A 20,667-nucleotide genomic window follows, 5' to 3' on the forward strand; every position below is an offset into this window, starting at 1 on the left:
GAGAACCGCATGACCGTCACCGACACCCCCACTGCTACGACCGCCTCACCGGCCGCCAATGACACCACACTCAGCGCTGCCACCGGAATGGACGCTGTGACTTTGCGCGTCGGCGATCTCGAGAAGATGTCGAACTACTACTCGAACGCCCTCGCCATGGAGCCCCTCGAGGAGACCTCCCGCGACGGTGAGGTCCACCGCGTGCTCGGCCGCGGCACCACTCCCCTGGTCAAGCTCGTCGCAACCCCGGGCCTGCCCGGCGTCGACCCCAAGCAGGCCGGCTTGTTCCACACCGCGTTCCTGTTCGACACCAAGGAAGCCCTGGCAGCTACGGTCGCCCACGCCGCGCAGAACACCAACAGCACCTTCGTCGGCTCCAGCGATCACCTGGTTAGCCAGGCCTTCTACTTCACCGACCCCGAAGGCAACGGCATCGAGCTCTACATCGACCGAGCCCGCTCGGAATGGACTCACTCACTCGACGGTGAGGTCCAGATGGATACGCTCTACCTCGATCCGAACCGCTTCCTCGAACGCCACCTCAACCAGGACGTCCTCGCGAACACTGCCGCCGAACCCGGCATCGTCGGCCACGTCCACCTGCAGGTCGGCAATATCCCGCAGGCCCGCGAGTTCTACGTCGACGCCCTCGGCTTCGAACCCTCACTGTCGTCGATGCCCGGAGTCCTCTTCGCAGCGGCCGGCGGCTACCACCACCACGTGGCCATGAACACCTGGAACAGCCGCGGTGCCGGCCCCCGGGCGGCCAGCCTCGGCCTCGGGGATGTGGCGATCACCGTTCCCGGGCGCGAGGATCTGGATGCACTGGTCGCGCGTCTGCGTGCGCACAGCCTCGATTTCGCCGATGACGGACGTTCGGTGCGAGTCGTCGACCCGTGGGGCACGCAGGTCACTCTGGCCACCGGAACCAGCTCCATCGACGAGACGCTGGCGCGCTGACACTCCGCCGGTGCGAAGAGCTCCGCCGGTCAGAACACGCTGAGGCGGGTGATGCTCAACGGCATCACCCGCCTCAGTCGTCTCCGCCGAGATCAGCTCTTGAAATGCACTCGCTCGACAGCCGCCTGCGGATGAAGGTCGAGTCGACGCAGCAGCTGAGCGTTGAGGGCGACGACGATCGTCGAGATCGACATCAGGATCGCGCCCACGCTCATCGGCAGAACGAACCCGATGGGAGCGAGGATTCCTGCCGCCAACGGCACCGACAGCAGGTTGTATCCGGCCGCCCACCACAGGTTCTGCTTCATCTTCCGGTAAGCAGCGCGAGAGAGCTCGACGATCGAGAGCACTGAACGCGGATCGTCGGAGGCGAGGATGACTCCGGCAGAAGCGATGGCCACGTCGGTTCCCGCGCCGATGGCGATGCCGACATCGGCCTGCGCCAGAGCGGGCGCATCGTTGACCCCGTCACCGACCATCGCCACGCGACGCCCCTCCCCCTGCAGTTCGGAGACCTTCGCCGCCTTGTCAGCGGGATGGACACCGGCGTAGACACGGTCGATGCCTAGTTCGGAGGCAACGGACTGCGCGACCGCCTCGGCGTCTCCGGTGATCATCACGACCTGCGCACCGATGGCATGAAGCGCATCGACGGCATCGCGCGATTCCGGGCGGATCTCATCGGCCAGCCGCAGGGCACCGACAACGGCACCGTCGACGAGCACATGGAGGATGATGGCGCCTTCGGCCCTCCACGCTTCCGCGGCCTTCGCCTCGGGGGCGTCATGCGCCTCGAGCAGCCTGGGTCCACCGACCTCGACCGTTTCGCCTGCGATGACGGCTCTGACACCGACCGCAGGTGACGAGGAGAAGTCGGATGCACTCGGCACGTCGATCCCTCGATCAGCGGCTGCCTTGACGATGGCGGTGGCCAACGGGTGTTCGCTGTCGGCTTCGGCCGCGGCGGCCAGACCGAGCAATTCATCCTCGGTCCGCGCGGCCCCGTCGCTCGGTACAGCCTCGATGCCGGTGACTGTCGGCTCACCTTTCGTCAGGGTGCCGGTCTTGTCGAAGAGCACGGAATCGACCGTGCGCATCGTCTCGAGTGCGAGCCGGTCCTTGACGAGGACACCGGCACGGGCCGCGCGCTCGGTGGCGATGGAGACGACCAGAGGAATGGCCAGGCCCAGGGCGTGAGGACAGGCGATGACGAGCACGGTGATCGTGCGCACGACCGCCGAGTCAGGCATACCGATGAGCGACCAGACGACCGCGGTGATCACGGCAGCGCCGAGAGCGAACCAGAACAGCCAAGCCGAGGCCTTGTCGGCGATGCGCTGCGCACGCGACGAAGAGTTCTGAGCATAGGAGACCAGCTTCTGGATGCCCGCCAGCGTTGTGTCGTCACCGATCGCGGTGATCTCGACCCGGAGCCCGGAATCCGTGGCGACGGTGCCAGCCACAACGGCAGCGCCTTCGCCCCGTCGGACCGTGGCGGACTCTCCGGTGACCATTGACTCGTCCATATGGGCCGAACCGTCGATGATCCGACCGTCGGCGGGAACCGAGGAGCCGGGACGGACGAGGACGATGTCACCGACGACAAGCTCGCCCGGAGCGATGGCCACCGTCTCCCCATCGACGATCTTCTCCGCCTCATCGGGCAGCAGTGCGGCGAGACTGTCCAGCGCCGAGGTGGTCTGCGCCAGTGAGCGCATCTCCATCCAGTGACCGGCGAGCATGATCACGACCAGCAGGGCCAGCTCCCACCAGAAGTCGAGCTGCGGGTCGAGCAGGCCCAACGACGAGCCCCAGGAGGAGATGAAGGCGACCGTGATCGCCAAAGCGATGAGCAGCATCATGCCGGGGCTGCGCCCCTTGATCTCGTCGAGCCCGCCGGTCAGGAAGGGTTTGCCGCCCCAGACGTACATGACGGTGCCGAGGATCGGCGCGAGCCATCGGAGTGCACCGAGGATGCCGGTTTCGGGAACCTCATAGCCGACGAGGTGGCCGAACATCGGACTGAATGCGACGACGGGCACGGCGATGACGAGCATGATCCAGAACAGGCGGCGGAACTGCGCGACGTGATCGCCGTGACCCGCATGCCCTGCGTGCCCGCCGTGGCCCGAATGTCCGGAATGTCCCTCGTGACCAGAATGTCCCGGTTCATCGGGCCGCATATGCCGATGATTCTGCTGGTTGTCCATACCCCGAAGATATACCCCCTAGGGGTATAAATCAACGGTGAGTCCCCTCACGTGCAATCCCATGCAACCCTGGCTCTCATGTCGCAGGCGCTCTAGCGTCGAAGAACGCCGAACGGCCCATATAGGCCTCACGAAAGGACTCAACATGAGAGCAGCACGGTTCCACGCACGCAAAGACATCCGGATCGACGATATTCCAGAGCCCGAACTGCTACCGGGCACAGTCGCCATCGACGTGGCATGGTGCGGGATCTGCGGAACCGATCTCCACGAATATCTCGAAGGGCCGATCTTCGTCCCACCGGCGGGCCACCCCCACCCGATCTCCGGCGAATCCGCGCCGGTGACTTTGGGACATGAGTTCTCCGGCACGATCACCGAACTCGGTGAAGGTGTCAGCGATCTGGAGGTCGGCCAGAACGTCGTCGTCGAGCCCTACATCATCGCCGACGATGTCGACACCGGCCCCGGTCAGAGCTATCAGCTGTCCGAGAATATGAACTTCATCGGTCTCGGCGGTCGCGGTGGCGGGCTATCGGAGAAGATCGTCGTCCAGCGTCGCTGGGTGCACCCCATCGGCGACATTCCACTCGATCAAGCTGCACTGATCGAACCGTTGTCAGTCGCACACCACGCAGTTGTGCGATCTGATGCTGGAGCCGGCCAGATCGCCGTCGTCGGCGGCGCGGGTCCGATCGGCCTCCTCACCGCCGCCGTCCTCAAAGCCAAGGGGCTGACCGTCTACGTTTCCGAACTCTCTGAGGCGCGGAAGGAAATGGCCCTGTCGACAGGAGTTGCCGACGAGGTTTTCGACCCGCGTGAATCCGACGTCGCAAGTACCGTCCGCGAGCGCACGGACGGACGCGGAGCCGACGTGGGATTCGAATGCTCCTCCGTCCCCGTAGTGCTTGACATGCTCATCGACGCCGTCCGTCCCGGCGGAGTCATCGTCAACGTCTCCATCTGGGGACATAAGCCCGAAGTCGACATGCCGAAACTGGTCCTCAAGGAGATCGACCTCAGGGGGACGATCGGCTACTCCGGTGACCATCCCGAGACGATCAGACTCGCCTCCAGCGGAACCATCGATCTTTCGGCATTCATCACCGCACGCATCGGCCTTGATGAGCTCATCTCGGGCGGGTTCGACGAACTCATCAACAACAACGAGCAGCACGTGAAGATCATCGTCGACCCACGTGGCTGATTGCCCAATCAGCAAGGTCCAATCCCACGAACCCGACGCAGACTCGTTGGGACACTCCGCATACATTGCATAAATGCGCAGTTATGACACATACTTGCTCATACTGTTCAACTTCGATGCTGATCGTCGACTGCCCAACGGGCATCGCACATCAGGTCGAAGCCAATGAGAACCACACGCCCTGGCTCCCTGAGCCGGCCTCACTGCGGAGGACCATATGGACCTGCAACTCATCCTGGCGCTGGTCGCCGGAATCGCGACGATCGTCGTCATCGTGCTCGCGACCCGGCTCGACGCCTTCATCGCCCTGCTCCTGGCAGCGATCGTCACCGGCATCGTCGCCGGCCAGGACCTGCTCTCGATCGTCGACTCCATCACCACGGGCTTCGGCGACACCCTGGCCAGCATCGGCATCGTCATCGGACTCGGTGTCGGCATCGGCAAGATCCTCGAAGTCTCCGGTGCCGCCGACTCCCTTGCCCGCGCCTTCCTGCGCGCCTTCGGCAAAGGCCGTGAGCCCTGGGCAATGGGCACCGTCGGCTCCCTCGTCTCCATCCCCGTCTTCTGCGACTCCGGATACGTCATCATGAACCCGCTGGCCCGCTCGATCGCCCGCGTGAAGAAGGGCGGCTATGTCACCCTCGCCCTGGCTCTCGGCTGCGGAATGACGCTGACCCACCATATGGTGCCGCCGACGCCCGGTCCGCTGGCAGCCACCGGCATCCTCGGCGCCGATATCGGTGCAGTCATCCTCGCCGGTCTCGTGTTCACCGTCGTCCTTCTGCCCGTAGTCGTCGTCTACGCTCGCTGGATCGGACCGAAGCTCGAACCCGTCCTCAACGCCCAGGTCAAGCATGATGTCTACGCCGAGGCGGTCGCCGAAACCGCATCAGGTTCCGCCGGAGGCACCGTCCTCACCGCCGAAGGCGGAGACGCGACGGGACCCGATTCCGCTCCCGATTCGTCGAAAAAGCCGGGCGCCTTCCTCGGTTTCCTTCCGCTCATCGTCCCGCTCCTGCTCATCGTCGCCAACACCGTGAGCACCGCGATCGACAAGAACGCTCAGGGCGAACTTGCCGGAGACGCCTACGAGCCCTCCGCCTGGGTCGCACCTCTGGCCTTCCTCGGTAACCCCGTCGTCGCTCTGATCATCGGCCTCGTCCTCGCCGTCTACACGTTGCTGCCCCGCGTAACCCCACGCAACCAGGTGCAGAGTTGGCTGGCCGACGGCGCCGCCTCAGCCGGACTCATCCTGCTCATCACCGGCGCCGGGGGAAGCTTCGGACTGGTGCTGCGCGAGTCGGGCGTCGGTGATGCCCTCGCCGAGGCGATCGCCTCGATCAGCCTGCCGGCCCTCCTCGTCCCGTTCCTCATCGCCTCGCTCGTGCGTCTGGCTCAGGGATCGGGCACGGTCGCGATGATCACCGCCGCCTCGGTGACGGCTCCGCTCATCGCCCCGCTGGGACTCGACCCGCTGGTGGCCGTGATGGCCTGCACCGCCGGTTCGATGGTCTTCTCCTACTTCAACGACTCCTACTTCTGGGTCGTCACCCGGTTCACCGGCCTCGACGGAATCAATGCCATCAAGGGCTGGTCGGGAATCACCACCGCCGTGTGGATCTGTTCCCTTCCGCTGCTGTTCGTGCTCGACTTGGTCGTATGAGCGCCTCCCGAATGTCCGACTCCGAAACGACCGCAGCCGCCTCGGCCCAGGCGAGTCCGCGCATCCTCATCGTCGCCGACGACCTCACCGGCGGAAATGCGTGCGGAGCCCTGTTCGCCGAGGCGGGGCTGCGGACGATCACCGTCACCGATACCAGGCCGGCCGGCAACCTCGACATCAGCGGACTGCTCGATGACTTCGACGCGGTCGTCGTCAACACCGACTCCCGGCACCTGCCCGCACGGCAGGCAAGTGAGCTCTACACCGAGCTCATCGAAACCGCCGGGGCTGTCGACCTCGTAGCATGCCGAATCGACACCACCCTGCGCGGCAACGTCGGACCCGCCGCGGCCGCCGCCATCTCGGCCCGCAGACGATCTCTCGCCGCGACCGACGGGCCACGCCACCGCGTACTGGGCCTGTGCGTGCCGGCGTTCCCTGCCGCAGGCAGAACCACCGTGCAGGGGCGACAGCTGCTGGGCGGCCGACTGCTCGAACACACCGAGCTCGCCCATGACGTCCGCTCCCCCATGCGCACCTCCGTCATCGAGGACATCCTTGCCGCCGGCACGGATCTCAACAGCCGCCTCATCGATATCGCCACGGTGCTGGCCGGTCGGGATGCCGTACGCACCGCCGTACTCGACGCCATCGGCGAAGGAACGGACGTGCTCATCGCCGATGCCCTGACCACCGACCACATCGACCTCGTCGGGTCCGTCATCGCTGAGATCAGCCACGAGCTCGCCGAGGCGGCTTCCCCCGACATCCGCGACCGGGCAGGTCTGGCCGACGGTGAGCGGTTGGACTGGGTGACCATCGACCCCGGGCCCGGCAGCCTCGCCCTGGCTCAGTCTCGGCTGCCGGCTCGCGCCGACGGCATTCTGCTCGGCATTTCGGGATCGGCGACCGAGGTCACCCGTGCACAGCTTGCAGCAGTGGCCGAGGACCCCACGATCACGGTCCTGCGTGCACCTTTGGACGACGCGGGACTGCCCGATGTCGAGGCCGCACTCGCCCTCATCGATCGGACCGCCTCGGCGCGGGCGATCATCATCGCCACCGTCCTCGAGACCAGCGACCTGCGCGAACTCACCGACGCTGAATCCGAAGAGACGACACGGCGCCTGGCACTGATCGCCTCGGCGGTCATGTCCGCCATCCCGGTCTCCGGCCTCTACACCACCGGCGGGGACGTCACTGCCACGGTGATGCGCGAGCTCGGTGCGATGGGGATGGAGATCGACAAGGAGATCGTGCCTCTGGCCGTGGGCGGTCGCCTCGTCGGCGGAAGCGCTGACGGACTGCCGATCGTCACGAAAGGCGGGCTCATCGGTGACACCGGCACCGCCGTCGACTGCCTCGAATTCCTGTCGACGACTGCTCGCGTCAGGCGAGACTGAATCGTGCACGACGACCCCAGCACCCCACCCACCGACATCCATCCGAACCATCTGAGGAGACAGAAATGACAGCACCAGCACTCGCCGTGACCGTGGGTGACCCGGTCGGAATCGGACCGGAGATCACCGCCACGGTGCTTGCGGAGTTCGCCGGCAGAGACGATCAGCATGGAATCGCTGTGGCGGATCTGGCCGTGATGAAACGGGCCGTCGACGTCCTCGGACTCGACGTCGAACTGCGCTCCATCTCCGACTGGTCGACCCCGTCAGCCGGTGAAGGCGTCATCGACGTCTTCGATATCGGCGTTCTCGGGGAAGACCTTCCTGACTGGGGAGTCGTCGATGCCCGCGCCGGCAGGGCTTCGGTGGCCGCGATCGAGCTCGCCACCAAGGCGGCCATGGATCAGCAGGTCGCCGGCATCGTCACCGGCCCCATCAACAAGGAAGCCGTATGGAAGTCCGGTTCGCAGCACCTCGGGCACACCGAGATGCTCGGTGAGCTGACCGGAGTGACGAAGCAGGACACGATGTTCGTCGTGGAGAACACGAAGGTCCCCGACCACAAACTCCAGATCTTCTTCGCCACCCGCCACATGTCCCTGCGCAAGGCTCTCGACGCCCTGACCGTGGACACTCAGGTCGACTCCATCGAACGCGCCCATCGTGCCCTCCAGCTCTACGGCGTCACCTCGCCGAGACTGGCCGTCGCTGCTCTCAACCCCCACGGTGGCGAGAACGGCGCCTTCGGCGACGAGGAGATCGAGATCCTCCGCCCGGCCGTGGAGAAGGTCAATGCGGGTGGCGCCTTCGAAGTCGCCGGACCGATCCCGGCGGATTCCGTCTTCCACCAGGGGCTGACCGGCCGCTATGACGGAATCCTCTCTCAGTACCACGATCAGGGGCACATCGCATCGAAGACCTTCGACTTCGACGGCACCATCTCGGTCACCGTCGGATTGCCGATCCTGCGCACGTCGGTCGATCACGGAACCGCCTTCGACATCGCCGGTCAGGGAATCGCCGATGCGGGCACCATGCGCTCGGCCTACCGCGCGGCCATCGGCTACGCTCCGTTCGTCGACGGCATCCGCGCGGAGTACCTGCCGCAGTAGGCTGAGTCGTATCTCCGGCCGCGGCGTCGCTGCGGCCGGATCACTGCCGAATGAGAGGGAGAACAGATGGCGATCCGCTCAGGGACTCAGCGCCGCCGCGAAGCCATTCTCGGCCTGCTCAAAACCGGCTCGTGGAGCATACCTCGCCTGGCCGAGGCTCTCGAGACCTCGGAATCGACGATCCGCCGCGACCTGCGTGAGTTGGCCGCAGACGGCGAGATCATCCGCACCATCGGCGGAGCCGCAGCCGCCGGCTATGTCGAACCGCCTTTGGGCGAGCGCATGGAGCAGCAGGCGGAGGCGAAGGACACGATCGCCGCACGAGCGCTCGAACGACTCGACGACGCCCGAGTGCGCACCGTCTTCCTCGACGCGGGTTCGACGACCGTGCGTTTGGCCGAGCGGATCAGGGACCGCAAAGAGCTCACCGTGTTCACTCGCGGTCTCGAGATCGCGCTGGCCTTGGCTCATCCCGCCGGCCCCACAGTGATCATGGTCGGCGGCGAGGTCTCGACACTGTCGCACGGCACCACCGGCGCGCTGTCCGATCATGCGCTGTCGCGCATCCATGTCGACATTGCATTCCTCGGTGCCGATGCCGTGGATCCGGCACAGGGCCTCGGCGAACCGAGTCTCGACGAAGCACGCACGAAAGAGCTCATCGCCGAGCGGGCCGGAGCAGTCGTCGTCCTCGCCGACAGCTCGAAAGCCGGCCGCGATGTCGCCGCATGGGCACCGATGCCGCCCGGCTGGACGTGGATCGACGAGCACGCGTCCCACCGGCACGATTGACAATACTGCGCTGACAACTCCATTCGCCGACCACCGTGTGATCGACGACATCTGATTCTCGCGACTTCTGTGTAGAATCCCGGAGGCAGTTTCAACAGTGACTGCCTGGAGGCTCGGCATTCGTGCGAAATCCGAGCCCTGGTCTCACAAGGAGAAAGCTCTATGAGCGAACCCCACAACTCGGGTGCTGACACTGACAACGCCGCTGGGGGCGGCAAGCTGCGCAACCGGCACATCACCATGATCACGCTCGGCGGCATCATCGGTGCAAGCCTCTTCGTCGGATCCGGAAACGTCATCCGCTCGACTGGACCGGCTGCCATCCTCTCCTATCTCATCGGCGGACTTCTCGTCTTCCTCGCCATGCGGATGCTCGGTGAGATGTCGGCGCGACGACCTGCCGTCGGCTCCTTTATGGAGTACGCGAACGAGTCCTTGGGCGGGTGGGCCGCCTACCTCGTCGGCTGGCTGTATTGGTACTTCTGGGTCGGCGTCATCGCCTATGAAGCGGTCGTCGGCGGCGGAATCATGTCAGGCTGGTTCCCCGCGATTCCCACCTGGCTCTGGTCCCTCCTCCTCGTCATCGTCTTCATCGGCACGAACGTCCTCTCGGTCCGCGTCTTCGGTGAGGTCGAGTTCTGGCTCGCGAGCATCAAGGTCATCACGATCGTCGTCTTCCTCATCGTCGGTGCACTCTTCGTGTTCGGCGCCTGGCCCAACGCGACGAATTCCGTATCCAACCTGTGGGACCACGGCGGTTTCATGCCCATGGGCTTCAGTGCCGTGATGATCGGCGTGGCCACCGTCATCTTCAGCTACTTCGGCACCGAGATCGCTGTCATGGCATCGGCCGAGTCGGTCGATCCGGCTCGCGGCATCAACCAGGCCACTCGGACCGTCATCTGGCGGATCATGTTGTTCTTCGTCGGCGGCGTGCTCATCATCGTCACCGCGGTTCCCTGGGATGAGCTGCCCGATCCCGATACGATCGCTCCGTTCGCTCATGTCTACGGTCTCTTCGGTCTGCCGGGCGCCTCGGCGATCATGACGGTCGTCCTCTTCACCGCCGTCATCTCGGTGCTCAACTCCGGCCTCTATTCGGCCTCCCGCATGTTCGCTTCCCTGGCCGACAAAGGGTATGCGCCCGCGCTCATCCGCAAGCGCTCGAAGACGAACGTCCCAGTGGCCGCTCTCATCGCTTCGAGCCTCGGTGCACTGGCGGCAGTTGTCGCCAACTTCACCGTCCCGGCATCAGGGATCTTCGACTTCATCATGAACTCCGGCGGTCTCGTAGCCCTCTTCGTCTATGTCTTCATCGCCCTCGCCCAGTGGCGCATGCGTCTCAAACTCAGCCCAGCCGAGCGAGAAGCTCTGACCTTGAAGTCGTGGCTGACGCCGATCCTCAACATCTTCCTCATCATCGTCGTCATCGGCGTCGTCGTCATCATGCTCCTCAGCGAAGACGGCCGCGCGCAGGTGTGGACGAGTCTCGTCGCCACTGCGGTGCTCTTCGCCGTGTGGCCGTTGGTCAAGCGGCGTCTCAACGCTCGCGGGATCGATACGTCTCCGGCGATGGATCAGCGTGCAGCAGCCGCGGCAGAGGAATCTGCGGCATCCTGATCCAGCACCACCGTTCTGACACCTGAGCCATTCGGCCTGAGTCGATTGAGTGGAGGGACCGTGCATATGCGCGGTCCCTCCACTCATTCATCTGATCTCGACGTTTTCGATCCGATCTACGGCGCTCGGCGCAAAAACGAGGGTATCGTCCACCGGATGAGCCGGTGCAGGTGCCGTCGGCCGTCGGCTATGGGCACCGGCATCGGCGGAGGTGGGAACTGCCATGCGGATGAGATCGGTCGCCTTCCTGACCGCAGATAGACTAACCCGTCTCCCCGATGCATCGAGCTAGACTCTAATCACGCACGATCCTGCGAACCGACGCGCCCGCCTCACCTAGGACATCGAAGTCATGCAGTTCACAAGCAAATTCGCTCCCACCATCGCTGGAGTCTGTGCGATCTCTCTTGCACTTGCCGGGTGTACGTCAACCGGCGATTCCGATCAGAATGCTGCCGAAGGTCCGAAGCCGACAGAGTCGCACGGATCTTCCCCGACATTGAGCCGAATCGAATCGTCGGGAGTCGTGAAGATCTGTACTACCGGGGACTACCGTCCTTTCACCTATTTCGACCCGAAGGCGAAGGAATGGTCGGGCATTGACGTCGACATGGGTCGCACTTTCGCCGACGACCTCGACGCGAAACCAGAATTCGTCAGAATCGACTGGGACGAATTCCCATCTAAGATTCGAAAAGGCGCGTGCGACATAGGCATGGGAGGGCTCTCTATCACTACAGAGCGGGCCGCACAACTGTATATGTCGGATCCGACCACGCAGGACGGTAAGACTCCCATCACCCAGTGTGGGAAGGTGGACAAGTACGACTCGATTGACAAGATCAACGATGACGATGTTGAAGTCATCACGCCAAAAGGTGGCACCAACGAAGAGTTCGCCGCGGAGCACTTTCCCGAGGCCAAGGTCATCAAATGGGACGACAACAATACGATCTTCGACCAGATCATCAAAGGCAAGGCCGATGTCATGGTGACCGACGCACCAGAGACCAAGTGGGTAGCCCATGAAGAACCGGAACTCTGCGCCGTCAACCCGGACAAACCCTTGAACTTCAGCGAACAGGGCTATGCAATACGTTCAGGCGACGACCGGATGCTTGAATACCTCAACACTTGGCTGCGCATCACCCAGCACGACGGCACCTATGCCGGTGCCGAGAAGAAATGGTTCGGATAGCTCGAAAGAGAAGACTACTCTTTTCGCTTGCACAGACAAATTCGGTCATTGATTGAGTTTTCTGTCAACCCGATTGCCATAACGATAACTTCACTGTTCCCTGTGAAGACGACTTGCCGCGCCGATATTGGCGACGCAGAACGTTCCTCCAGGTCAGGTGCACCAGAACCGAATATTCTCCTAATGACACGCCGATGATTTGACAGGATTCTTCGATTGAGAAGCTGAGCACAGGCTCGTAACGTGGCTTCGGTTCGAAAGAAGGATCACTTCGACTGTGATCCGAATGACTGGAGGAATTCATGAGCATCCCCGATACCTCAGGATCCGCATCACCTGCTTCCCCGCCCGAACCCGATCTCAAGACGGTCCGCAAGGCCGTCGCCGCCTCCGCCCTGGGCAATGCGACGGAGTGGTTCGACTACGGTCTTTACGCCGTCTCAGTCACCTATCTCGCTCAGCACTTCTTCCCCGGCGAGCATGCTCAGCTGATGGCGCTGCTGACATTCGCCGTGTCCTTCATCTTCCGCCCTCTCGGCGGAATCATCTGGGGCCCGATGGGTGATCGCCTCGGCCGCAAACGCGTACTGGCGCTGACGATTCTGCTCATGGCCGGTTCCACCTTCTGCATCGCGCTGCTGCCGTCCTACGCCACGATCGGCGTCGCCGCACCCATCATCCTCGTTCTGCTCCGCGTCATCCAGGGCTTCTCCTCAGGCGGTGAGTATGGTGGTGCCGCCACTTTCATGGCCGAATACGCCCCGGACAACCGGCGCGGATTCTTCGGCAGCTTCCTCGAATTCGGCACTCTGGCCGGAATGGCGGCCGGTTCGCTGTTCGTCCTCCTTCTGCAGCTCGGGCTCGGCGAACAGACGATGACGGACTGGGCATGGCGGATTCCGTTCGTCTTCGCCGGTGTTCTAGGCGTCGTCGGCCTGTACCTGCGCTCGCAGCTCGACGAGTCGCCCGTCTATGAGGAACTTGATAGTGGCGACAACGACAAGACGGTCAAGGAAGTCTTCGCGACCCTGTTCGCGAATTACAAGAAGCAGCTGCTCGTCCTCGGCGGCATGGTCGTCGCGGTCAACGTGGTCAATTACACGCTGCTGTCCTACATGCCCACGTACCTGCAGGATCCCGTCGGCATGAGCGCGAACGCCTCGCTGACCGTGATGTTCCTTGCGCAGGCGTTCATGATGATCCTCATCCCGTTCGGAGGAATGCTTTCGGACAAGGTCGGGCGCAAGCCGGTCTGGTACTTCTCTCTCATCGGACTCTTCGTCGCGGCGATTCCGATGTTCATGCTCATGGCCAACGGCTTCGTGTGGGCACTCATCGGACTGGCCGTCCTCGGTGTCCTCTACATCCCGCAGATCTCGACCATCTCGGCGACCTTCCCAGCGATGTTCCCCGGACCTGTGCGCTTCGCCGGCTTCGCTATCTCTTACAACGTCTCGACCGCACTGTTCGGCGGCACCGCTCCGTCAATCAGCAGTGGCCTCATCGGTGCGACGGGCAACAACATCATTCCCGCCTACCTGGTTATGGCCGCTTGTACGATCGGCTTCGTCGCCACCATCTTCATGAAGGAGACAAAGGGTGCCTCGCTGCGCGGCTGCGGCCTTCCTGAAGAAGGTGCTGAAGTCATCATGGACGAATCGGAGCTCGTCGACGACGCGAAATGATCATCCTCAACGCTGACGCCCACGGCTGAGAGACTCGTCAGCCACGAGAAGGATGGCCGGCGGCACCGCAACGGAACTTCCGTTGCAGTGTCGCCGGTCTTCTGCGACCGAGTCTGGGTTAGTCTCGGATCATGGTCACGTTGATTCCCGAACAGCCAGATTTCAATGGGTCCACGGCCGAGGAGCTCGTGTGGAATGCTCTGTGCCGGCAGCTGCCCGATGCAGCGGCGATCATCCATGGTCAACGACTGACCGGCGATGACAAGGATGTCGAGATCGATTTCCTCATCCTGTGGCCGGGCGCCGGCATCGCCGTCGTCGAGGTCAAAGGCGGACGCGTCGACGTCGTCGACGGCGCTTGGTTCACCTCCGGCGCCCAGGGAAAGCGAAACCGACTGCCCACCTCTCCCCTCGAGCAGGCGATGATCGCCAAGCACACCCTCGTGGACTATCTGCGCCCGCGGCTCTCCCGCCTCCCCGGACCGATCAGCCACCTTGCGGTCCTCCCCTACACGGAACTGCCGAGCGACTGGGACCAGCCGGACGCGCCGAGGCGTCAGCTCGTCGACGGCACCGAGATCGGTTCCCTGGCATCGAAGATCGCCACTCAGCTGCGCTTCGACTTCGACCCCGAACGCCACGACCTCACGGCCGGCCACGAGTTCGTGCTGAAGAACCTCCGCAGGACCAACCAGGCGGTGGAGAATCTCAAGCTCAGAGCCTCCGAAATCTCTGACCGAGCCGATGCACTCAGCCGTGAGCAGGCGAAGCTCATCCGCATCCTCCGCCACCAGAATCGTGCCGAGATCAGCGGCGGTGCAGGATCGGGCAAGACCTATCTGGCCCTGCTCAAGGCCAGAGCGCTGACGCAGGAGGGGAAGAAGGTCGCCCTCATGTGCTATTCCCGCGGGCTCGGCCGCTTCCTCCAGCTCTTCACCGCACAATGGCCCGAAGTCGACCGGCCCGCGTTCGTCGGGCTCTTCCACGACCTGCCCATCAGCTGGGGTGCGCCCACCGGCAGCGACGACGACTCGGAGTACTGGGAACAGCGACTGCCCACGATGCTCAAGGAACTCGCCGACGAGCGTCCGCGCAAGAGACTCTTCGACGCCATCGTCATCGACGAAGGCCAGGACTTCAGCCTGCTGTGGTGGGAAGCCGTCCAATCCTGCCTGCGCAATCAGCTTGCCGACACCCTCTACGTCTTCACCGATGAGCGCCAACGGATCTTCGACCGTCACGGCGAATCACCGATCACGATGAACCCCATCCAGCTCGACGAGAATCTCCGCAATTCATCGCAGATCGTCGCCGGAATCGCCGACCTCGCGTTGGAACCGCCGATCGCACGCAACGGGCCCGGCGACGAAATCGAGTGGATCGACGTCGGCCTCGAGGATGCCGTAGCCGAAGCAGATGGGCAGGTCGAAGCACTCATGGATGCCGGGTGGAACGCCGGCCAGGTCGCACTGCTGACCACCGGATCCAGGCATCCGGAGCAGAAGAACATCGTGGAGAGCGAGGGGATCGCAGCCTACTGGGATCAGTTCTTCGCTGAAGAGGACGTCTTCTACGGGCATGTGCTCGGTTTCAAAGGACTCGAAAGGCCCGCCGTGGTGCTCTGCCTCAACGGGTTCAGAGACCCCCAGCGAGCCATCGACATGCTCTACGTCAGTATGTCGAGAGCGACGACTAAGCTCATCGTCGTCGGTGACCTGACCATCTTCGACGAGATCTACGGGAACTGATCGCTCAGGTTCTCACCGGGTTTCGTCGGTGGGTCTGCGATGTCAGTCCGGCGCCGCACCCAAGAGCAGGGTTCGCGCGGTCCGCTGCCAGGTGGTGAGCATCGGCTCCCGATGCGGGTCACGTCGGGAAAACATGTAGGTCACGGCCATTCCGCGCATGCTCGCGAAGATCATCGTGAAGACCTCATCGAACTCCGGGTTCCGCGTGACCGCCGGTCCGAAGAGCTCGCGGGCATTGTCCCTGACGCGTTCGAGGACGATCCTCTCGTGCTCACGGACGTTCCCGGCCAGTTCGTCGTCGGTGCGCGAAGCCGTCCACAGTTCGAGGGCAGAGAAGAAGCTGCCGTGCATCAGCCCCGTCCACAGGGTCCGAATCGTCCAATCGCTTCTGGCCTCGGCGTCGGCGGCGTCGGGTCGTTCCGTTTCCAGTATCCGACCGAATTCGTCGTCCTGGTCCTCCAGCCGTCGGCTGAGTCTCTGTTCGCCGAGGCGGCTGACTGCGGCCGTGAGCAGATCCTGCTTTGAGGGAAAGTGGTGGAGCAGACGCCCCCTAGTCACCCCCGCGATCGATTGGACTCTCACCGTCGTCGTCGCCGCATATCCTTCGCGCAGCAGGCATTCGATCGTGGCATCGAGGATGAGGTCGCGTGAGCGCGCAGTGCGTTCGGCCTGGTTGCCGGCATCCATCGCATCCCCTTCTGCCGTGTTCCGTTCTGGAGCTGTTCGACACCGCAGAACTGCGGTCGAAACGGGCTGCTTCCGACTATCTCACAGATCCAGTCTGTATTGACTGTTTTTCAGGCGGATGCCAGACTGAACGCACGCTCAGTGACCGAGCACACATCATCGCCTCGGCCCGAAGACCGGCCTGCCTACCCGCCCAGCGACAACCACTGCTTGAGAAGAGGACGCAATCGATGAAGAGGAATCTGTACAACGAGGATCACGAGGCATTCCGAGGATCGGTCGCTGCGTTCCTCGACCGCGAAGTCGTCCCCCACTTCGAGGATTGGGAGGAGAACCACCTCGTCGATCGGGAGATGTGGCGCAAGGCAGCGCAGTCGGGCATCATCGGCCTGGCCATCCCCGAGGAGTTCGGCGGTGGCGGCGTCTCCGACTTCCGGTTCGAGATGGTGCGAGCCGAAGAGATCGCCCGCCGTGGTGTCGGTGCGGCCACGAGCGGCTGGGGCGTCTCAGACGGAATCGTCCCCGGCTATCTCATGGAGTTGGGCACTCGGGCGCAGAAACAGAAGTATCTGACTGGACTGACCTCGGGCGCGATGATCGGGGCGATCGCCATGACCGAACCGGATGCCGGTTCGGATCTGCAGGGCATCACCACGAAGGCTGTCCGCGACGGCGACGATTGGATCATCAACGGCGCCAAGACCTTCATCACCAACGGCATCCACTGTGATTTCGTCATCGTCGTCGCCCGCACGAACCCGGAGGCGAAGGCGTCTCAAGGCACTTCGCTGTTCATCGTCGAGGCAGGCACACCTGGGTTCGAGAAGGGCCGCAAACTGAAAAAGCTCGGCCTGGACGCCCAGGACACCGCCGAACTCTCGTTCACCGATGTCCGGGTGCCGGCCGATGCCCTCCTCGGCGAACTCGATCAGGGGTTCATCCACCTCATGGTCAACCTCCCCACCGAACGCCTCCTCATCGGATCGGGAACCCTGGCATCGGCGCGGGCAGCGCTGGCATGGACGGCCGAATACGTCTTCGACCGCCCCGCTTTCGGTCAGACCATCGGCGACTTCCAGAACACTCGTTTCGAACTCGCCGAGCTCGAAACCCGCGTAGACGCCCTGGAGGCGTTCGTCGACCGCTGTGCCCTGGCTCTCAACGAAGGCGAACTCACCGCGGTCGACGCCGCCAAGGCGAAGTACTTGGGCTCGGACCTCGAGATCGAGGTCGTCAATCGCTGCCTGCAGCTCTTCGGCGGCTACGGCTATATGCTCGAGTTCCCCATCGCTCGCGCCTACAAGGACAACCGCATCCAGGCAATCTTCGGCGGAGCGAACGAGGTGATGAAGGAACTCATCGGACGCGATATCGCCAAGCGCAACCGCAAGAGGTGATAACGCCCGCGGCTACTCTCCCGCGACTTCGAGAACGACCTTTCCCATCACGGAACGGCCGTCGAGCTCCTTGATCGCCGAGGCAGCCTCGGTCAGCGGGTAGTTCGCGTGGATGCGCGGGTTGAGGTCACCTGCGGCAACGTGCCCGAGGACGACGTCCCACTGCTCGTGGATGAAGTTCGGGTGACCCCAGGCCGCCGCGCCCCAAGCGACGCCGTCGACAGAGATGTTCTTCAGCAACAGGCGATTGACCTTGATCGAGGGGATTTCACCGGCAGTGAAGCCGAGAACGAGAAGCCGACCGAACGGCGCGAGCACTCGTGTCGAATCGGTGAATCGGTCGCCGCCGACGGGGTCGAAGACGAAATCGACGCCGCCCGGACAGATCTCCTTCGCCGCGTCCTTGAAGCCGTCGGCGAGGACGACATGCGTGGCGCCGATCTCGCGAACCGCTTCAGCCTTCGCCTGGGTCGAGACGACGGCGATGACTTCGAGGCCCATCGCCAGACCCAGCTGCACTGCGGCCGAACCGAGACCGCCTGCGGCTCCGTGGACGAGGAGGCTCTGGCCAGGCTGGGCATTCGCGCGCACCCGCAGTGCGAAGTCAGCGGTGAGCACGTTCATCGGCATGCCTGCGGCATCGGCCAAGGAAACCGAATCCGGAACCTTCACGGTGGCCTCGTCACCGGCGACGAGGTATTCGGCGAAGGTACCCTTTCCGGTGATCGCAGCAACGCGGTCCCCGACGGAGTAGCGGGAGTCCGGACCCACCTCGGCGACGACGCCGGAGGCCTCGGAACCCAGAGTGAAGGGCAGGTCGTGCTTGACCTGGTACATTCCGCGAGTCTGCAGGACTTCGGGGAACGTCACGCCGGCATATGCGACCTTGATGAGCACCTGGCCCGGCCCCGGCGACGGGCGCTCCACATCGAGATGCTCCACATCATCGGGGCCGGTCAGAGCGGTGACGCGAATGGCTTTCATTGTTTCCTCGCTATCGTTGTGACGCACACGGAACACTCGAGCTCCGGTGTCGGCGGTCTTCTCACCTCTATCACACCGAGCGGCTATGACCGTGATCACTTTCACGGCTTGACTCCCCCGCTCGGGATGAATACTGTGAACTCTACTGAACGACTGTTCACTCGGGAAGGTCAAGGATGACACAATCACCGGCAGGGTTCGATGCGGACAGCATCGGCAGATGGATTGCGCGGAGATTCGGGATCAGCGATTTCGACGTCGAAGTGATGTCAGTCGGTCGGTCGAATCTGACGTTCACCATCCTCGTCGACGGCAACCCACGCTGGGTCCTGCGCCGCCCTCCCCTGGGCCACGAGGGCGGCAGCGCTCACAATGTCGCCCGCGAGGGCCGGATCATGGCAGCGCTCAATGACAGTGACGTTCCGGTGCCGACCGTCCTCGACATCGTCGACGACCCCGAGGTCCTCGACGTGCCCTTCGTGTTCATGGACCACTGCCCGGGATTCCCGATCAACACTCCCACCGAGTGGGAGTCCATCCCACCTGAGAACCGCCGCGACTGTGCATTCGGCATGGTCGACGCGCTGGCGGCGATCCATTCCGTCGACGTCGATGCTGTCGGATTGTCCGATCTGCGTCGACCCGGCGGACTCATCGACCGGCAGCTGCGTCGTTGGATCGGGCAGGTCGAGAAGATCGCGATGCGCGAGACTCCGATCATCCACGAGGTCCACGATGTCCTCCGGGAGGCCATGCCCGACCCTGCGGGCTCGCCCGTGGGAATCGCACACGGGGACTTCAAACCGAACAATATGATCTTCGCCCCTTCGGGGTCGGTCAACGCCGTCGTCGACTGGGAGCTGACAGCCATCGGCGAGGTGCTCACCGACCTCGGCTATTTCGTCGCCATGCTCACGGTGCCCGAACAGTACACCAGCATCTGGGTGCCCCGAGCCGACGACGGTTTCCCCACCACAGACGAACTCATCGACCGCTATCAGGAAGTCAGCGGGCACGAAGTCCACGATGTCAGCTACTACTCGGCGTTCGCGATGTGGAAACTGGCCTGTATCCGTGAAGGCGTCTACACACGACTGGCGACTGGCAAGATGGGCGACCTCGATCTCGACCCGGAAGAGGCCGGAGCCGGGGTCGAAGACCTCGCTCGCCAAGCCCTCGACCTGTTGGAGAGATCATGACCTCATCCCTGGCTGGCAAACGTGCAGTGGTCACCGGGGCCGCCGGTGGAATCGGCGCCGCCTTGGCCGCCGAGCTCATCGAACGCGGTGCGTCAGTCGTTCTCGCGGACCTCTCCCCCACGGTCGTCGACACCGCCGCCGAACTCGGCACCTCGGCATTCGCGTGGACGGGGGACGTGTCATCGGTCGAAGGAATCGGTGCGCTCATCGATTCTGCCGACGACCGCCTCGGCGGGATCGATCTGTACTTCGCCAATGCCGGAATCATCGGTCCGGCGATGCTCGGAGACTCCGACGCCGACTGGGACGCGATCATCGACGTCAACATGCGCGCCCATATCCGCGCCGCGCAGGCACTCGTCCCCCGCTGGCAGGAGGTCGGTTCCGGGTGTTTCGTCGCCACCGCCTCGGCGGCAGGACTGCTCACGCAGATCGGCTCGGCCGCGTATTCGGTGACCAAGCATGCGTCAGTCGGATTCGCGGAATGGTTGGCCATGACCTATCGCGATGACGGAATCCGCGCCTCGGTGGTCTGCCCGATGGGAGTGAACACGAATCTGCTCGACGACGCCGGATCCGCCGGCGGCGCCGCCCAGAAGGCCGTGACCTCAGCCGGAACCGTCCTGGAACCCGCCGAGGTGGCCGCCATCGTCCTCGACGCCGTCGAGAACGAGCAGTTCCTCATCCTGCCGCACCCCGAAGTCCTCGAGATGTACCGGATGAAAGGCAGCGACTACGACCGCTGGCTGCGCGGAATGTCCCGATACCAAGCCCGACTCAGCGAACAGTGACACCGATCCCA

The 20,667-nt window shown here is 63.8% G+C and carries 16 protein-coding genes; 13 read left to right on the forward strand and 3 right to left on the reverse strand.

Annotated features, from left to right (window positions below; all coding sequences use genetic code 11):
- The first annotated feature begins 9 nt into the window (after window positions 1–9).
- Window positions 10–960, forward strand: a complete 951-nt coding sequence (locus tag ACU4IU_RS02350) for a VOC family protein (protein ID WP_446655799.1) — start codon at window positions 10–12, stop codon at window positions 958–960.
- Window positions 961–1,052: 92 nt separating this feature from the next.
- Here the strand turns inward: ACU4IU_RS02350 and ACU4IU_RS02355 are convergent, their stop codons facing one another.
- On the reverse strand, window positions 1,053–3,170 hold the full coding sequence (locus tag ACU4IU_RS02355; RefSeq protein ID WP_446655800.1) for a heavy metal translocating P-type ATPase: 2,118 nt from the start codon (window positions 3,168–3,170) through the stop codon (window positions 1,053–1,055).
- Window positions 3,171–3,315: 145 nt separating this feature from the next.
- Between ACU4IU_RS02355 and ACU4IU_RS02360 the strand changes: the two genes are divergently transcribed.
- The 9 genes from ACU4IU_RS02360 to ACU4IU_RS02400 all read left to right on the forward strand — a co-directional run bounded on the left by ACU4IU_RS02360 (window position 3,316) and on the right by ACU4IU_RS02400 (window position 15,598).
- Window positions 3,316–4,377 (forward strand): 2,3-butanediol dehydrogenase, encoded by a 1,062-nt coding sequence (locus ACU4IU_RS02360; RefSeq protein WP_446655801.1) that lies wholly within the window; start codon window positions 3,316–3,318, stop codon window positions 4,375–4,377.
- 217 nt (window positions 4,378–4,594) lie between these two features.
- Entirely contained in the window at window positions 4,595–6,040 is a 1,446-nt protein-coding gene (locus ACU4IU_RS02365) for a GntP family permease (protein ID WP_180345667.1), read from the forward strand.
- Window positions 6,037–7,443 carry a four-carbon acid sugar kinase family protein gene (locus ACU4IU_RS02370; protein WP_248284049.1) on the forward strand — a complete coding sequence of 469 codons (1,407 nt, stop codon included), beginning with the start codon at window positions 6,037–6,039 and terminating at the stop codon, window positions 7,441–7,443. The genes ACU4IU_RS02365 and ACU4IU_RS02370 overlap by 4 nt, the downstream gene beginning before the upstream one ends.
- A 65-nt stretch (window positions 7,444–7,508) precedes the next feature.
- Window positions 7,509–8,555, forward strand: a complete 1,047-nt coding sequence (gene pdxA / locus ACU4IU_RS02375) for a 4-hydroxythreonine-4-phosphate dehydrogenase PdxA (RefSeq protein WP_446655802.1) — start codon at window positions 7,509–7,511, stop codon at window positions 8,553–8,555.
- A gap of 66 nt (window positions 8,556–8,621) precedes the next feature.
- Complete coding sequence (locus ACU4IU_RS02380; protein WP_139469611.1) at window positions 8,622–9,347, forward strand: DeoR/GlpR family DNA-binding transcription regulator; 726 nt, start codon at window positions 8,622–8,624, stop codon at window positions 9,345–9,347.
- A 162-nt stretch (window positions 9,348–9,509) separates the two neighbouring features.
- The gene (locus ACU4IU_RS02385; protein ID WP_446655803.1) at window positions 9,510–10,967 is read left to right on the forward strand and encodes an amino acid permease; all 1,458 of its coding nucleotides are present in this window, start codon (window positions 9,510–9,512) and stop codon (window positions 10,965–10,967) included.
- A gap of 352 nt (window positions 10,968–11,319) precedes the next feature.
- The gene (locus ACU4IU_RS02390; protein WP_446655804.1) at window positions 11,320–12,165 is read left to right on the forward strand and encodes a transporter substrate-binding domain-containing protein; all 846 of its coding nucleotides are present in this window, start codon (window positions 11,320–11,322) and stop codon (window positions 12,163–12,165) included.
- Window positions 12,166–12,467: 302 nt separating this feature from the next.
- Entirely contained in the window at window positions 12,468–13,850 is a 1,383-nt protein-coding gene (locus ACU4IU_RS02395; RefSeq protein ID WP_420097183.1) for an MFS transporter, read from the forward strand.
- Window positions 13,851–13,981: 131 nt separating this feature from the next.
- The gene (locus ACU4IU_RS02400) at window positions 13,982–15,598 is read left to right on the forward strand and encodes an NERD domain-containing protein (RefSeq protein WP_446655805.1); all 1,617 of its coding nucleotides are present in this window, start codon (window positions 13,982–13,984) and stop codon (window positions 15,596–15,598) included.
- A gap of 42 nt (window positions 15,599–15,640) precedes the next feature.
- On the opposite strand, the gene ACU4IU_RS02405 is transcribed toward ACU4IU_RS02400, so the two are convergent.
- A complete protein-coding gene (locus tag ACU4IU_RS02405; protein WP_446655806.1) occupies window positions 15,641–16,285 on the reverse strand; it encodes a TetR/AcrR family transcriptional regulator in 645 nt (214 codons plus the stop codon).
- 230 nt (window positions 16,286–16,515) lie between these two features.
- Here ACU4IU_RS02405 and ACU4IU_RS02410 point away from each other — a divergent pair, with 230 nt between their 5' ends.
- Window positions 16,516–17,682, forward strand: coding sequence for an acyl-CoA dehydrogenase family protein (locus ACU4IU_RS02410; protein WP_139907414.1), 1,167 nt, complete (start codon window positions 16,516–16,518; stop codon window positions 17,680–17,682).
- Window positions 17,683–17,694: 12 nt separating this feature from the next.
- Here the strand turns inward: ACU4IU_RS02410 and ACU4IU_RS02415 are convergent, their stop codons facing one another.
- Window positions 17,695–18,666, reverse strand: coding sequence for an NADPH:quinone oxidoreductase family protein (locus ACU4IU_RS02415; RefSeq protein ID WP_139469617.1), 972 nt, complete (start codon window positions 18,664–18,666; stop codon window positions 17,695–17,697).
- Between the two features lie 176 nt (window positions 18,667–18,842).
- Between ACU4IU_RS02415 and ACU4IU_RS02420 the strand changes: the two genes are divergently transcribed.
- Together ACU4IU_RS02420 and ACU4IU_RS02425 are read left to right on the forward strand one after the other, a co-directional pair.
- A complete protein-coding gene (locus ACU4IU_RS02420; RefSeq protein WP_446655807.1) occupies window positions 18,843–19,865 on the forward strand; it encodes a phosphotransferase family protein in 1,023 nt (340 codons plus the stop codon).
- Window positions 19,862–20,656, forward strand: coding sequence for an SDR family oxidoreductase (locus ACU4IU_RS02425; RefSeq protein WP_446655808.1), 795 nt, complete (start codon window positions 19,862–19,864; stop codon window positions 20,654–20,656). The genes ACU4IU_RS02420 and ACU4IU_RS02425 overlap by 4 nt, the downstream gene beginning before the upstream one ends.
- Window positions 20,657–20,667 lie beyond the last annotated feature (11 nt).

This window comes from Brevibacterium sp. CSND-B09 (assembly GCF_052906525.1).

Excerpts from the sequence above, each read along its gene's own strand:
- ACU4IU_RS02350 (WP_446655799.1), top strand. The coding sequence starts at position 10 with ATGACCGTCACCGACACCCCCACTGCTACGACCGCCTCACCGGCCGCC.
- ACU4IU_RS02355 (WP_446655800.1), bottom strand. The coding sequence starts at position 3,170 with ATGGACAACCAGCAGAATCATCGGCATATGCGGCCCGATGAACCGGGA.
- ACU4IU_RS02360 (WP_446655801.1), top strand. The coding sequence starts at position 3,316 with ATGAGAGCAGCACGGTTCCACGCACGCAAAGACATCCGGATCGACGAT.
- ACU4IU_RS02365 (WP_180345667.1), top strand. The coding sequence starts at position 4,595 with ATGGACCTGCAACTCATCCTGGCGCTGGTCGCCGGAATCGCGACGATC.
- ACU4IU_RS02370 (WP_248284049.1), top strand. The coding sequence starts at position 6,037 with ATGAGCGCCTCCCGAATGTCCGACTCCGAAACGACCGCAGCCGCCTCG.
- pdxA (WP_446655802.1), top strand. The coding sequence starts at position 7,509 with ATGACAGCACCAGCACTCGCCGTGACCGTGGGTGACCCGGTCGGAATC.
- ACU4IU_RS02380 (WP_139469611.1), top strand. The coding sequence starts at position 8,622 with ATGGCGATCCGCTCAGGGACTCAGCGCCGCCGCGAAGCCATTCTCGGC.
- ACU4IU_RS02385 (WP_446655803.1), top strand. The coding sequence starts at position 9,510 with ATGAGCGAACCCCACAACTCGGGTGCTGACACTGACAACGCCGCTGGG.
- ACU4IU_RS02390 (WP_446655804.1), top strand. The coding sequence starts at position 11,320 with ATGCAGTTCACAAGCAAATTCGCTCCCACCATCGCTGGAGTCTGTGCG.
- ACU4IU_RS02395 (WP_420097183.1), top strand. The coding sequence starts at position 12,468 with ATGAGCATCCCCGATACCTCAGGATCCGCATCACCTGCTTCCCCGCCC.
- ACU4IU_RS02400 (WP_446655805.1), top strand. The coding sequence starts at position 13,982 with ATGGTCACGTTGATTCCCGAACAGCCAGATTTCAATGGGTCCACGGCC.
- ACU4IU_RS02405 (WP_446655806.1), bottom strand. The coding sequence starts at position 16,285 with ATGGATGCCGGCAACCAGGCCGAACGCACTGCGCGCTCACGCGACCTC.
- ACU4IU_RS02410 (WP_139907414.1), top strand. The coding sequence starts at position 16,516 with ATGAAGAGGAATCTGTACAACGAGGATCACGAGGCATTCCGAGGATCG.
- ACU4IU_RS02415 (WP_139469617.1), bottom strand. The coding sequence starts at position 18,666 with ATGAAAGCCATTCGCGTCACCGCTCTGACCGGCCCCGATGATGTGGAG.
- ACU4IU_RS02420 (WP_446655807.1), top strand. The coding sequence starts at position 18,843 with ATGACACAATCACCGGCAGGGTTCGATGCGGACAGCATCGGCAGATGG.
- ACU4IU_RS02425 (WP_446655808.1), top strand. The coding sequence starts at position 19,862 with ATGACCTCATCCCTGGCTGGCAAACGTGCAGTGGTCACCGGGGCCGCC.